This window comes from Nocardia puris (assembly GCF_003315035.1).
In the GTDB taxonomy this organism is placed as follows: Bacteria; Actinomycetota; Actinomycetes; order Mycobacteriales; family Mycobacteriaceae; genus Nocardia; species Nocardia puris.
Genome location: NZ_QNRE01000003.1, coordinates 542,519 through 555,469, shown reverse-complemented (window position 1 = coordinate 555,469; position 12,951 = coordinate 542,519). Strand labels below are relative to the sequence as shown.

Here is a 12,951-nt window from a genome sequence, read left to right as displayed (position 1 = left end):
GACGACCCAGGCCGAGTGGCGGCGGGCGCGGGCGGGCCGCGACGAGGGTCCGGGCCGCGTCCCACTGCTCCACGTACCGGGGGCACGTGAAACCCGGCAGCCGCGCCGTACCCGGCTCCCGCACCGCGCGGGAGTGCCCCGCACCCCGGGCACGCGACCTGGCGTCGGCCCCACTCTCGGCTCCCGCACCGTGCGGGAGTGCTCCGTACCTCGACCCCGGTAGTCGAGGCGCGCGACCGGCGTCGGCCCCGCCCTCGGCACCCACACCGTGCGGAAGTGCCCCGCCCCCGGTGAGTAGGCTCGTAAGGTCGGCGCGCGAGAGGTGGAAACAGGGTTCATGGCCAACCTGATCAATCTGGAACAGGTCTCCAAGAGCTTCGGGATCAAACCGCTGCTGGACAACGTGTCGCTGGGCGTGCACGCGGGGGAGCGCATCGGCGTGGTCGGGCTCAACGGTGGCGGCAAGACCACCCTGCTCGAAGTGCTGACCGGTCTGGAGGAGCCCGACAGCGGCCGGGTGAGCAGGCTCGGCGGCCTGCGGATGGCCGTGGTCACCCAGCGCGGCGTGCTCCCCGACGGCGCGACGGTGGGGGAGGTCGTGCTGGCCGGACTCGCCGACGACGCGCTCTCCGGGCAGGTGGCCGAACACGAATGGGCCTCCGACCCGCGCATCCGTTCGGTGCTCGACGGCATCGGCATCCAGAACCTGGGCCTCGACACGCCGGTGCGCAACCTGTCCGGCGGTGAGCGTCGCCGCGTCGCGCTGGCCGCCGCCCTGGTGCGCGACCTGGATCTGCTGGTGCTGGACGAGCCGACCAACCACCTCGACGTGGAGGGCGTGCAGTGGCTGGCCCGCCACCTCATCGACCGCCGCAGCGCCCTGATCGTGGTGACCCACGACCGCTGGTTCCTCGACACCGTCGCCACCAACACCTGGGAGGTCGTCGGCGGCAAGGTCGAGAGCTACGAGGGCGGTTACGGCGACTGGATCTTCGCCCGCGCTGAACGCGCGCGCCAGGCCGACGCCACCGAGGCGCGGCGGCGCAACCTGGCCCGCAAAGAACTGGCGTGGTTGCGGCGCGGCCCGCAGGCCCGCACCTCCAAACCGCGCTACCGCGTGGAGGCCGCCGAAGCATTGATCGCCGACGTGCCGCCGCCGCGCGACAGCGTCTCGCTGGCCGCGTTCGCCCGTAAACGCCTGGGCCGGGTGGTGATCGAGCTCGAGGACGCCACTCTCACCACCCCCGACGGCCGCGAACTCGTGCACGACCTCACCTGGCGGCTCGCGCCGGGCGAACGCCTCGGCCTGGTCGGGGTGAACGGCTCCGGCAAGACCACGCTGCTGCGCGCGCTCGCGGGCGACGCGGAACTGGCCGCGGGCAAGCGGATTCAGGGCCAGACCGTCCAGATCGGCTGGCTGCGACAGGAACTCGACGACCTGCCTACCCAGATGCGGGTGCTGGAGGCCGTGCAGCAGGTCGCGCAGCGAATCATGCTGGGCGACAAGGAGATCTCGGCCGGGCAGCTGGCCGAGCGGCTCGGCTTCACCCCGGCTCGCCAGCGCACGCCGGTGGGCGACCTCTCCGGCGGTGAGCGCCGCAGGTTGCAGCTGACGCGCATCCTCATGTCCGAGCCGAACGTGCTGCTGCTCGACGAGCCGACCAACGACCTGGACATCGACACCCTGCAACAGCTCGAGGACCTGCTCGACAACTGGGCGGGCACCCTGGTGGTCATCAGCCACGATCGCTACCTGGTCGAGCGCATCTGCGACACCACCTGGGCGCTGTTCGGCGACGGCAAACTGACCAACCTGCCCGGCGGCATCGAGGAGTACCTCACCAAGCGGGCCGCCATGAGCGCGCCGCCCGCCGCCCGGCCGTCGGCCGAGAAGCCCGCCACCGCAACGGATTCCGCCGCCTACCGTGCGGCACGCAAGGAGCTCACGCGCCTGGAGCGCGCCATCGACAAGCTCACCGAGCGCGAACAGAAGCTGCACGCGGCCCTGGCCGACGCCGCCACCGAACCCGACCGTCTCATGACCTTGGGCGCCGAACTCAAACAGGTGCTCGCCGAGAAGGAGACGGCCGAGGAGCGCTGGCTGGAACTGGCCGACGGCGCGTAGCCCGGATCTAGCTCGACTCGCGTCCCTCGGTGACCACCGGCAGGCAGGTCTGCACGAAGTCCGTGCCGAACGTCGTCAGCACGATGCTGCGATACATCACCTTGGTGCCGAAACCGGAGCGCTTCAACAGTTCTCGCACCGGCGACTGCGCCTCGAGGAGCTGGTAGCGGTTCGGGTTGTCGACGGGTTCGCGGGCGAACTCGATGAGCCCGAGCCTGCGCAGGTTCGTCAGGTATTGCGGCACCCGGTTGGGGAAGCGCAGCCCGGCCTGGTCACCGATCAGGGTGAGGCCGGACAGGTAGCGGTCGGCGCCGAGCGCGCGCGGGCGGCCGACGCGGATATCGATAGACGGTTGCGGTCCGTCGACGTGGACGAAGCGCAGGATGCGGGCCTCGTCGGGGGTGAGTTCGGCGAGCATGCCCGCGAACGCGGGGTGGATCTCGGAACCGTCGCCGCGCGGGCTGGAGGAGAGGCGCAGCAGTTCCGCGCCCTGTTCCCGCAACGTCGGCACGGCCGGATCGGCCCGCAGCGCGGACTGGGGTGGCAGGCCGAGGGCCCGGCGCACCGCGTCGCGCACTTCGGCTTCGGCCTCGGCCAGCACTTCGCGCGGCGGCACGCCCGCCATGCTGCCCTTCACGACGGTGCCGGTGACGCCGAGCGCGGTGTCCACCGTCCAGGAGGTGACCTCGGAGGCGGCGGTCAGCGCGACCTTGGCGACCCCGCCCGCCGCGCGCACGGTCTGGCGCGGCGAGGGCACCCGCCTGCGCTGCCGGTCGACGGGTTCGAGTTCGGGCGCCTCCCAGCGCGCGACCTCGGTGGACGGCGCGGGGCTCGGTTGGTCACCCCGCGCGTCCGATTTCGCGTCGCCGCCACTCGGATCCGTCATATCCATGAAGTCGCCACTCCTGTTCCGAAGACCAGGATGTGAGCGTATCCGGCGAAGAGCCCGAGCGCGCCGCCATGGACGAAAAGCAACCATTCATCTTGTTTGATGGCCGATCGCAGCATTTCCACGAAGTCCGGGGGCTTCAGATTGGCCATCTGTTTGGCGATGTAGTCGTTGATCTGCTTGCCCTGCTGGAGGTTGAAGTCCGGGTCGGCGAAGGCGATCGGCGCGATGGACATGGCCTCATTGGTCAATGTCGCCTGCAGCGAGTCGTATTCGCGACTGCCGAGCATGAACTTCACCGCGGGGCGAGCGGGGCCGAGCGCGCGGTCGGCGGCCGGGCGCAGCGTGTCCTCGAGCATCTGCATGGTGCGGTCCGAGCGCGGGCCGTTGAGCAGCTCGTCGCCGATATTGGCGACCGTCATGACCTGGCTGGACACCAATTCGGCGTAGCCGTCGGTGATTTCGGACTGTCGCTTGATCAGCAGGCCCTGCCGCCACGGGCACCACCACTTGGGGTAGGCCGGGGCGAAGATCATGTTGATGCCGATCCAGTTGACCACCCAGCCGATGATCACGCCGCCGATGGGCAGCACCACCCAGCTGGTCCAGGTGCCGAGGTAGGGCTTGGTGACGTGCAGCAGGCCCACCAGCACCACGCCCATCGGCGCGCCGAAGTAGAAGCCGAAGTTCTGCATGAACCGCAGTTCCTTGGCGCCCAGCACCTGGAACAGCGTGTTCAGCAGGTGGGGGCGGGCCTGGAAGTAGCGGATCACCATCTGCTTCACGTCGAGCAGCTGGTCGATGTTCTCGCCCAGCTCGACGGTCAGCTCGCGCAGGATGTCCGGCAGCTGCTGGCGCACCCGCATGTGCACCATCTCGCGGACCTGACTGGGAAGGTTGTACCAGAGCTGCGGATGCTCGCGGCGCAGGATCTCCTCGACGATGTCGGTGATCTGCGCGTCGGCGATGCTGGCCAGGTGTTCGGCCAGCTTGTCGGGCTCGAGCTCGCGGTAGAAATCGGCGACGCTGCCCAGCTTGGCCAGGCCCTTGTCGACGGCGATGCTCGCCATCTTGTCGGCGCGCGACGGGACGATGCCCTGCCAGCCGAATCGGCCGTCGTAGGACAGCAGCGGCAGCACCTGGATGCGCTTGGGCAGGAACGGGTACAGCGCGCGCAGGCCCGGCACCTTGATGCCGTGGAATGCGATGGGACGGAACAGCATCAGCACGCCGGTCCAGTTGGTGATATACCCGATCACACCTGTGAAAAGCGGGATGGTCAGTAGTTCCAGGAGGATCGTGGGGTGAACCCCGAAAACGTTCTCTAGCACGACACCCTCCTGCCGAAAAAACCGGTGACCGCAGCCTCACCGGCACCCCAAACTAACACCGAGTAGGCAGCGTGACCCTACTGTGAGGTGCGGAACTGGGTCCACAGCGGGGTGTGCCAGGACACAGGGTAGTGTCTGAGACATCAGTCACAGAACGTGTCCGGAATGCGGCATTGTCTCTATCGGGACGAGAGAATGGCACGCACCACATCCGGGCCGTGACTACACGAGCAGGGTGCCGGCGATCGGTTCGACGAGTCGGGGTCGGCCGGGACGCGGCGAACAATCGGGTTCGCCACGCCTGGAAGACGGTCGGGCAATAATCTGTGGGCGGATTCGTTCACTCGGCGATACTTCGGAGAAGACGTGACAGACGACAGGACCGGACAGGACGTGACCCGAGCCGGTTCCCGCGCCGTGGAGCGCAGCTCGGATGTCGAACAGCGGCAGATCAGCAATGAGGCGCGGCTGATCAGGGGCGTGTTCCGGGCGGCGGGACTGGCCGCGGGCACGGCCGTGCGCGGCGGGCAGTGGGCGGTGAACACCTCCTACGAGGTCACCAAGGAGATCACCAAGGCCGCCCTCGACGGCGAGTCCTCGGCGGAGATCGCCGAGCGCACCGGCAACGCGCTGCGCTCGATCGCGCGCAGCGCCCTGGGCGTCACCGAGGGGTCGGTGCGCGAGATCGTCAGCTACGTGCCCACCCCGACCGGGCCGAATCAGCAGGCCATCCCGATGGGCTCGCTCGTGCGCTCGGCCAGCACCGAGGAACTGCGCAGGCGCGGCGACGCGCTGCTGGCCCGTTCGGCCGACGTCTATTTCACCGAGGACGTGCACCCGGCCTACGACCGCATCCTGGACGAGATCGCCCCCGACGAGGCGCGCATCCTGCGGTTCATGTCGCTCAACGGACCGCAGCCCGCGGTCGACGTGCGCACCAACCGCCCGCTGGGCATCGGCTCGGAGCTGGTGCAGGGCGATCTCACCTCGGTGCCCGAACAGGCCGGCGTGCGCTACCCCGACCGGGCGCGCTCCTACCTGATCAACCTCAACCGCCTCGGTCTCACCATGACCTCCGAGGACCCGGTGGTGCTGAGCCGCTACATGGTGCTCGAGGTGCAGCCGGTGGTGGAGGCGGCGCTGAAGAAGGCGGGCCGCGCGCCGAAGATCGTGCGCAAGAGTCTGCGGCTCACCGAGTTCGGCGAGGATTTCTGCCGCACCTGCTTTACCATCGGAAGTTGATCTTCCGGGTCGAAAGACCCGGCACGGTGATAGCGATCTGATACAAATCTCCCAAACCGTACAGCTCGGCGTCTTCTGATGGGATTGTTGACGTATGGACCAGGGCAGCGGCGAGCAGGGGCGCGGCGACGCGGCGGTGGACGCGCCCGTCGGCGGGCGTGGTGATCCCAACGGCGCCGAGCGCGACGCCGACACGACGCACCGGGTGCGTCCCGTGCCCCGCGACCGCGGCCCCACCGGGGACGATCTGGCCGATATCAGCCGCCTCAAGTTCCGCTATCTGCGCGCCCTGGACACCAAGTCCTGGGAAGAGTTCGCCGACACCATGATTCCCGAGGCCACCGCGACCTACAGCGAGTACCTGCAGTTCGAATCGCGCGACGCCTTCCTCGCCTTCATGCGCAATACGCTCGGTCCGCACGTCATCACCGAGCATCGCTGCGATCACCCCGAGATCGATATCGACGGCGATTCCGCCACCGGCACCTGGTATCTCGCCGACACGGTGCTCATCCCCGCCCACAACATGCTGTTGCGCGGTGCGGCCTTCTACTCCGACGAATACGTCCGCTGCTCGGACGGGCGGTGGCGCATCGCGCACACCGGGTACGAGCGCACCTACGAGGTGGTGCTCTCGCTCAGCGACCTGCCCAGCCTGCGTCTCACGTCGAGTCGCTGGGGTCTGATCGCGCGCGAGGACGGAATCGCCCCCGTCGAGCGCGATCCCGGCACCACACCGCTGCGCCGGGAGCCCGGCACCGAGTGAGCGAGGGGCCCGGCGAAGAGTTCGAGCGGTTGGTCGAACCGCTGCGGGCCGAGCTGCACCTGCACTGCTACCGCATGCTCGGTTCGGTGCACGACGCCGACGACGCGGTGCAGGAATCGCTGCTGCGGGCCTGGCGGCATCTGGACCGGCTCACCGACCGCTCCGGTGTGCGGCCGTGGCTGTATCGGATCGCGACCAACCGCTGTCTCACCCTGATCGAGACGCGGCGCCGCCGGGAACTGCCCGTCGATCTGGGGCCGGGCGCGCCGCTCAACGAGATCGCCTGGCTGGAGCCCTATCCCGACGCCGATGTGCGCGGCCGCGCGCCCGAGGCCAGGTACGAGGCGCGCGAGGCGGTGGAGCTGGCGTTCGTCGCCGCGCTGCAACATCTGCCGGGTAACCAGCGGGCCGCGCTCGTCTTGCGTGACGTGCTGGGATTCTCGGCGCGCGAGACCGCCGAACTGCTCGACACCAGCGTCGCCGCCGTCAACAGCGCGCTGCAACGGGCGCGCGCCGCGGTGGACGATCGGCTCGCCGGCGACACCCAGCAGCGGGCGCTGCGCGACTTCGGTGCGGGCGAGCTGCGCGAGCTGGCCCGCCGCTATACCGACGCGTGGGAGGCGGGCGACGTGTCCGCCATCGTCGATCTGCTCAGCGCCGACGCCCGCTACTCCATGCCGCCGCTGCCCGAGTGGTACGCGGGCCACGCGGCCATCCGCGACTTCCTGGTCGAGGGTCCGCTGCACCATCGGTGGCGTTTCCTGCCTGCCTCCGCGAACGGGCAGCCCGCGTTCGGCACCTATATGTGGGATGAGGAGCGCCAGGTGTTCGCGGCTATGGCGCTGGACGTGATCGCGGTGCGCGAGGGGGCGATCACGGAGGTGGTGTCGTTCCTGCACCCGGCGCTGTTCCCGATGTTCGGGCTGCCGGAGTACGTCGAGTCCTGAACCGGCGAGGGACTTTCTGCGCGCGCACCGATGAGTTCGCGTCGCGCTCCGGGTTATACGTGCGCGGGACCGCCCCGCCCACCGAATCCGAGGAGTCCTCGTGACCATCACGACCACCAGCGACGAGAAACTCATCCGCGATCTCATCGACCGCTGGTTCGCCGCCATCAACGCCGCCGACCTCGACGGAGTGCTGCGCGACCACGCCGACGACATCGTCATGTTCGACGTGCCCCCGCCCAACGAGGGTGCGCGCGGCCTCGACGCCTACCGCGAGACCTGGCCGCCGTTCTTCGCCTGGCTCGCCACCGGCGCGGTGTTCGAACCGCTCGCCGTGGAGGTCACGGCGGGTACCGACGTCGCGTTCGCGCACGCGCTGCTGAAATGCGGGCGGGCCGGCGCGCCGCTGACCGATCCGTCGGTGCGCCTGCGCATCACCCTCGGCTTGCGCAAGGAGGGCGAGCGCTGGGTCGTCTCCCACGAACACCATTCGTTCCCGCTGCCGGTCGACGACCCGGCCGCGGCCGAACAACCGCTGCGCCCCTGACCGATCAGTTGTCGGCCGCGGCGACCAGCGGTTCCAGCGTGAGGCCGGGGTGTTCCTTCTCGATGTACTGCAACCGCCACTTGTCGCTGAACAGGGCGAGCAGCACACCGTCGGTGCGGGTGAACACCTCGACGCCGCGCTGTCTGCCGAGCTCGTCGGCGGAGGCGGCGTCGGTGCGGCGGGCCAGCGAATAGCCGAGGTGCTCCATGGTGGTCTCGACGTTGTACTCCGCCAGCATGCGGGCGGTGACGACCTCGAACTGCATGGGGCCCACGGCGGCCAGCACCGGCGACGCGTCGCCGCGCAGGTCGTTGCGCAGCACCTGTACCACGCCCTCGGAGTCGAGCTGGTCGATGGCCTTGCGGAATTGCTTGTACTTGCCCGCGCTCTGCGCGCGCAGCACCGCGAAGTGCTCCGGGGCGAACGACGGGATCGGCGGGAACTCCACCTTCTTGTCCACGAACAGCGTGTGGCCGGGGGCGAGCGCGGTGGCGTTCACCAGGCCCACCACGTCACCCGGGTAGGCGGTGTCGACGGTGGCGCGTTCGCGGCCGAACACGGTGAGCGCGTACTTGGTGGCGAACGGGCGCCCGGTCTGGGCGTGGGTCACCACCATGCCGCGCTCGAACTCGCCCGACACGATGCGCATGAACGCCAACCGGTCGCGGTGCGCGGTGTCCATGCCCGCCTGCACCTTGAACACCACGGCGCTGAACGGATCGGTGGTCTCGCGCGGGACGCCTTGCATGTCCTTGCGCGGGCCGGGTGCCGGCGCCAGCGCGACCAGCGTCTCCAGCAACTGGCGCACACCGAAGTTCAGCATCGCCGAGGCGTAGATGACCGGCGAGGTCTGCCCGGCCAGGAACAGTTCCTGATCGTGGTCCTGCCCGGTCGCCGAGAGCAGTTCGCTCTCCTCGGCGGCCGTGGTCCACGCTTCGCCCTCGCGGGCCTCGGCGTCCTCGGCCGTCAGCGACTCCTCCGGTGCGATGGTCGCGCCGCCCGCGGTGCGGGTGAAGTGGATGTATTCGAGCGCGGCGCCGTCGGGGCCGCGGCGCAGCAGGCCGCGGAAATCGCCCGCGATGCCGACCGGCAGGAACAGCGGCGTCGGCGTGAGGCCGATCCGCTCGTCGATCTCGTCCAGCAGTTCCAGCGGCGCGCGGCCCGGCCGGTCCCACTTGTTGATGACGGTGATGACCGGGATGCCGCGGTGGCGGCACACCTGGAACAGTTTGAGCGTCTGCGGCTCCAGGCCCTTGGCGGCGTCGATGAGCATGACCGCGGCGTCGACGGCGGTGAGCACGCGGTAGGTGTCCTCGGAGAAGTCCGAGTGACCGGGGGTGTCGACCAGGTTGATGACGTTGTCCACGTCCGAGCCCTCGACCCGGTAGTTGAACTGCAACGCGGTGGAGCTGACCGAGATGCCGCGCGCCTTCTCCATCTCCATCCAGTCCGACACGGTGGACTTGCGGCCCGCCTTGCCGTGGATGGCGCCCGCCTCCGAGATCATCCTGGCGTGCAGCGCCAGCGCCTCGGTGAGCGTCGACTTGCCCGCGTCGGGGTGCGAGATCACGGCGAAGGTGCGACGCCGGGCGACCTCGGCGGGCAGACCGCGCGGTGTGGGCGCGACGACGTCCTCAGGGGCGGTCAACGTGGGGCAACCTTTCGCGTACGGCCGGATCGACAACCGCTCCAGACTACGCGACGGCGCTCGCGACCGGCCCGACCCGCCGTGACCACCCGATTCAAGGGTGGGCGCTGGGCTGCGGTACAGTGTCCGGGTTGTCTCGGCGAGGGTGTCCGCAGACGTTAATGCGGACACCGTGATCGACGCGGCGCGGCTTCCGGCCGTCCGGAGTTCGGTCTCGCCCCGACGAGTAGACCAGACCCCAGTCCAGGGCGCCACCCTCCCTGGCGGGCAACCGTGACCAGCCCGGAAGAGCCGTAGGAGTAGATCCCGTCATGTCCGACGTCAACGTTCTCGAAGCCGCCGTTCGCACCGAGTTCGGCAAGGGTGCCGCGCGCCGCACCCGTCGCGCAGGCAACGTTCCCGCTGTGCTGTACGGCCACCAGGCCGAGCCGCAGCATCTGTCGGTCAACGCCCAGGCCTTCGCCGCGATCCTGCGCGAGCACGGCACCAACGCGGTGCTGAACCTCGTGATCGACGGCAAGAAGCAGCTTGCGCTCACCAAATCCGTTGTCGTGCACCCGATCCGCCGCTACATCGAGCACGCCGATCTGCTCATCGTGAAGCGCGGCGAGAAGGTCACCGCCGACGTCACCCTCGCCATCACCGGTGAGGCCGCCCCGGGCACCCTGGTCACCCAGGAGTCCACCACGCTGTCCATCGAGGCCGAGGCGCTGAACCTGCCCGAGTCCATCGAGGTCTCCGTCGAGGGCGTCGAGCCGGGCACCCAGATCACCGCGGGCGAGCTGACCCTGCCCGCCGGCGTCAGCCTGAACGTCGAGCCCGACCTGCTCGTCGTCAACGTCATCGCCGCGCCCGCCGCCGAGCCGACCGCCGCCGAGGCCGCCGAAGCCGAGGCCGAGGCCGCCGCCGAAGCCGCCGAATAAGGACAGCACCAGCGGTTCACCGATGACCGAGAACACCGGGCCCGCGCTCGTCGTCGGGCTGGGCAACCCCGGCCCCGAATACGAGCGCACCCGGCACAATGTCGGATTCCTGGTCGCCGACGTGCTCGCCGAGCGCGTCGGCGGCCGTTTCGCCGTGCACAAGAAGTCCGGGGCCGACCTGTTGCAGGCCCGCCTGGACGGGCGTCAGGTGCTGATCGCCAAACCGCGGTCCTATATGAACCTGTCCGGCAGGCCGGTCGCGGCGCTCGCGCGGTTCTTCTCCGTGCCGCCCACCGAGGTCGTGGTGGTGCACGACGAACTCGACCTGCCGTTCGGGGCGATCAAGCTCAAGCGCGGCGGGGGCGAGGGCGGCCACAACGGGCTGCGGTCGGTGTCGAGCGCGCTGGCCACCAAGGACTATCTGCGCACCCGCATCGGGATCGGGCGCCCGCCGGGGCGTCAGGATCCGGCCGACTACGTGCTCAAGCCGTTCTCCGCGCCGGAGCGCAAGGAAGTACCGGTGGTGGTGGAGCAGGCCGCCGACGCGGTGGAACTGCTGCTGCGCGTGGGGTTGGAGACCGCGCAGAACCAGTTGCACTGAGTCGGCGCGATTTTCGGCTATTACCCGCGCGCCGCTCAGCGCAAGTGCACAGCGGTGGCGGCGCGGCGCAGCTTGCCCGACGATGTCTTCGGCAGTGCGCCGGGACCCAGGACCGTCACCGTGCGGGGGCGGGCCCCGAGCTCGGACACCACCGCGTGCACGATCTCGCGTTCGATGCGCTTGACCTCGTCGGGATCCTGGAAGTCGTTGGACTCCACCACCACCGCGAAACTCTCCCGCTTCTCACCCGCGTCCAGGCGCACCGCGACCGCGTTGCCCGGCCGCACGCCGCGCACTTGGAGGGCGGCGCGTTCGATATCGGTGGGGAAGAGGTTGCGGCCGCCGACGATGATCACGTCTTTCACCCGGCCGCACACCACCACCAAGCCCTCCTCGGTGAAGTAGCCGATGTCGCCGGTGTCGAGCCAGCCGTCCTCGTCCTGCGCCGGGCGGAAGCCGTCCACCGTCACGTAGCCGGAAGTCACGGCGGGGCCGCGCAATTCGATGACGCCCACCGAGCGGACCGGCAGCGGGTTGCGGTCGTCGTCGACGATCCGGCCCTCCAGATCGTCCACCAGGTAGCCCAGCGTCGGCAGCGCGCGCACCGTGGCCAGGCCCGCGTGGTGGCGCGGCACCGGCACCGCCTTGCCGAGGGATTCCAGCAGGTCGGCGTCCACCAGGTCGAGCACCTGGCCGTGACCGGCGTCGGGGACCGAGACCGCCAGCGTGGTCTCGGCCATGCCGTAGACGGGGGTGAGCGCCATCGGGTTGAGGCCGAAGCGTTTTCCGGCCTCGGCCATGGCGATCATGGTCTCCGGATCGACCGGTTCGGCGCCGTTCCACATGTAGCGGACGCTGCTCAGGTCGAGCGCGCCGTCGGGCGCCAGGCGCAGTTTGCGGGCCAGCAGGGAATAGGCGAAGTTCGGTGCCGCCGTGACGGTTCCGCGGTACTTGCCGATCAATTCGGCCCACAGCAGCGGGCGGGCGAGGAAGTCCATCGGCGTCACGCACACCACTTCCGCGCCGAATTGCATGGGGACGCTGAGGAATCCGACCATGCCCATATCGTGGAAGAGGGGCAGCCAGCTCACCATCACGTCGGCGTCGAGCTGGAATTTCACGCGGTTGAACATCGCGTAGGCATTGACGTAGAAATTGCCGTGCGTGATGCGGACGGCCTTCGGTGATCCGGTGGAACCCGACGTCAGCTGTTGCAGGGCGATATCGGATTCGGTGGTCGGCACCGGATCGATATCGGGGCCGTCGGGGAGCTGGTCGATGCGCACCACGGTGATGCCGCGCTCGCGCAGCAGGGGTTCGGCGGCGTCGAACGGCGCGCCGAGGATCACCGCGCGCGCCTCGATCATGCCGAGCACGGTCTCGGTGTCGCGCGCCCAGACCGCCAGATCGGTGCGCGGGGTGGGCTGGTGCAGCATCGTGACCGACGCGCCCCGCATCCACACCGCCTGACAGGCCGGCGCGATGTCGACCGGCATCCCGGCCAGCACGCCGACCGCGTCCCCGTGCCCGATCCCCGCCCCCGCGAGCCCACCCGCCATGCGCCGCGCGATCCGATGTATCTCGCCCCACGTCTGCCGCAGCGGCGCGCTGGGCTCCCCGGTGATCAACCCGCGCTCCGAGGACAGCGCCGTCGCAAACATCTCGTCGGTGAACTTGCTCACAACCGAACTCCTAGCTACCAGCCGGGCCGACCACCCGGCCTCTCCCCACTATCCCGCCCCACCCCGCCCGCGTTAACCCCTTTTCCGCCACAACGTGGATTCTCCCGCCCCCGGACCCGGTCGAGCACCCCGCGAAACCTTCCCTGATGCCGCACCTGACTCCCCGGTGAACCGGCCGAAGCGCGTTGCGGGGCCTCGCCACGATAGTCGTCCGCAATGCGCCGATTCGGTTGCGATAGTCCCGCCAATT

At 69.6% G+C, this 12,951-nt stretch carries 11 protein-coding genes; 7 read left to right on the top strand and 4 right to left on the bottom strand.

Translation table 11 applies throughout. The features are described from left to right. The first annotated feature begins 337 nt into the window (after positions 1-337). Entirely contained in the window at positions 338-2,125 is a 1,788-nt protein-coding gene (locus tag DFR74_RS12690) for an ABC-F family ATP-binding cassette domain-containing protein (protein WP_067513512.1), read from the top strand. 7 nt (positions 2,126-2,132) lie between these two features. Here the strand turns inward: DFR74_RS12690 and DFR74_RS12685 are convergent, their stop codons facing one another. Beyond that, positions 2,133-3,011 (bottom strand): Abi-alpha family protein, encoded by an 879-nt coding sequence (locus DFR74_RS12685; RefSeq protein ID WP_113975082.1) that lies wholly within the window; start codon positions 3,009-3,011, stop codon positions 2,133-2,135. Continuing rightward, positions 3,008-4,345 carry a hypothetical protein gene (locus DFR74_RS12680; protein ID WP_067513516.1) on the bottom strand — a complete coding sequence of 446 codons (1,338 nt, stop codon included), beginning with the start codon at positions 4,343-4,345 and terminating at the stop codon, positions 3,008-3,010. The genes DFR74_RS12685 and DFR74_RS12680 overlap by 4 nt, the downstream gene beginning before the upstream one ends. A 366-nt stretch (positions 4,346-4,711) precedes the next feature. On the opposite strand from DFR74_RS12680, the gene DFR74_RS37085 reads away from it, so the two are divergent. From DFR74_RS37085 to DFR74_RS12660, 4 genes are all read left to right on the top strand, one after another. Next, positions 4,712-5,587 carry an Abi-alpha family protein gene (locus DFR74_RS37085; RefSeq protein ID WP_084538101.1) on the top strand — a complete coding sequence of 292 codons (876 nt, stop codon included), beginning with the start codon at positions 4,712-4,714 and terminating at the stop codon, positions 5,585-5,587. Between the two features lie 247 nt (positions 5,588-5,834). After that, positions 5,835-6,353 (top strand): nuclear transport factor 2 family protein, encoded by a 519-nt coding sequence (locus tag DFR74_RS12670; RefSeq protein WP_228789393.1) that lies wholly within the window; start codon positions 5,835-5,837, stop codon positions 6,351-6,353. Beyond that, on the top strand, positions 6,350-7,300 hold the full coding sequence (locus tag DFR74_RS12665) for a sigma-70 family RNA polymerase sigma factor (protein ID WP_067513518.1): 951 nt from the start codon (positions 6,350-6,352) through the stop codon (positions 7,298-7,300). The genes DFR74_RS12670 and DFR74_RS12665 overlap by 4 nt, the downstream gene beginning before the upstream one ends. 100 nt (positions 7,301-7,400) lie before the next feature. Beyond that, entirely contained in the window at positions 7,401-7,847 is a 447-nt protein-coding gene (locus DFR74_RS12660) for a nuclear transport factor 2 family protein (protein ID WP_084538103.1), read from the top strand. 4 nt (positions 7,848-7,851) lie between these two features. Here DFR74_RS12660 and DFR74_RS12655 read toward each other — a convergent pair whose 3' ends face one another. Then, positions 7,852-9,495, bottom strand: a complete 1,644-nt coding sequence (locus tag DFR74_RS12655; RefSeq protein ID WP_067513520.1) for a peptide chain release factor 3 — start codon at positions 9,493-9,495, stop codon at positions 7,852-7,854. A gap of 311 nt (positions 9,496-9,806) precedes the next feature. Between DFR74_RS12655 and DFR74_RS12650 the strand changes: the two genes are divergently transcribed. Both DFR74_RS12650 and pth read left to right on the top strand, forming a co-directional pair. Further along, positions 9,807-10,418 (top strand): 50S ribosomal protein L25/general stress protein Ctc, encoded by a 612-nt coding sequence (locus DFR74_RS12650; protein WP_067513522.1) that lies wholly within the window; start codon positions 9,807-9,809, stop codon positions 10,416-10,418. 22 nt (positions 10,419-10,440) lie between these two features. Further along, positions 10,441-11,019 carry an aminoacyl-tRNA hydrolase gene (gene pth / locus DFR74_RS12645; protein ID WP_067513523.1) on the top strand — a complete coding sequence of 193 codons (579 nt, stop codon included), beginning with the start codon at positions 10,441-10,443 and terminating at the stop codon, positions 11,017-11,019. 35 nt (positions 11,020-11,054) lie between these two features. On the opposite strand, the gene DFR74_RS12640 is transcribed toward pth, so the two are convergent. Next, positions 11,055-12,701: a fatty acyl-AMP ligase gene (locus tag DFR74_RS12640; RefSeq protein WP_067513525.1), complete on the bottom strand. Its 1,647-nt coding sequence runs from the start codon at positions 12,699-12,701 to the stop codon at positions 11,055-11,057. Positions 12,702-12,951: the final 250 nt, after the last annotated feature.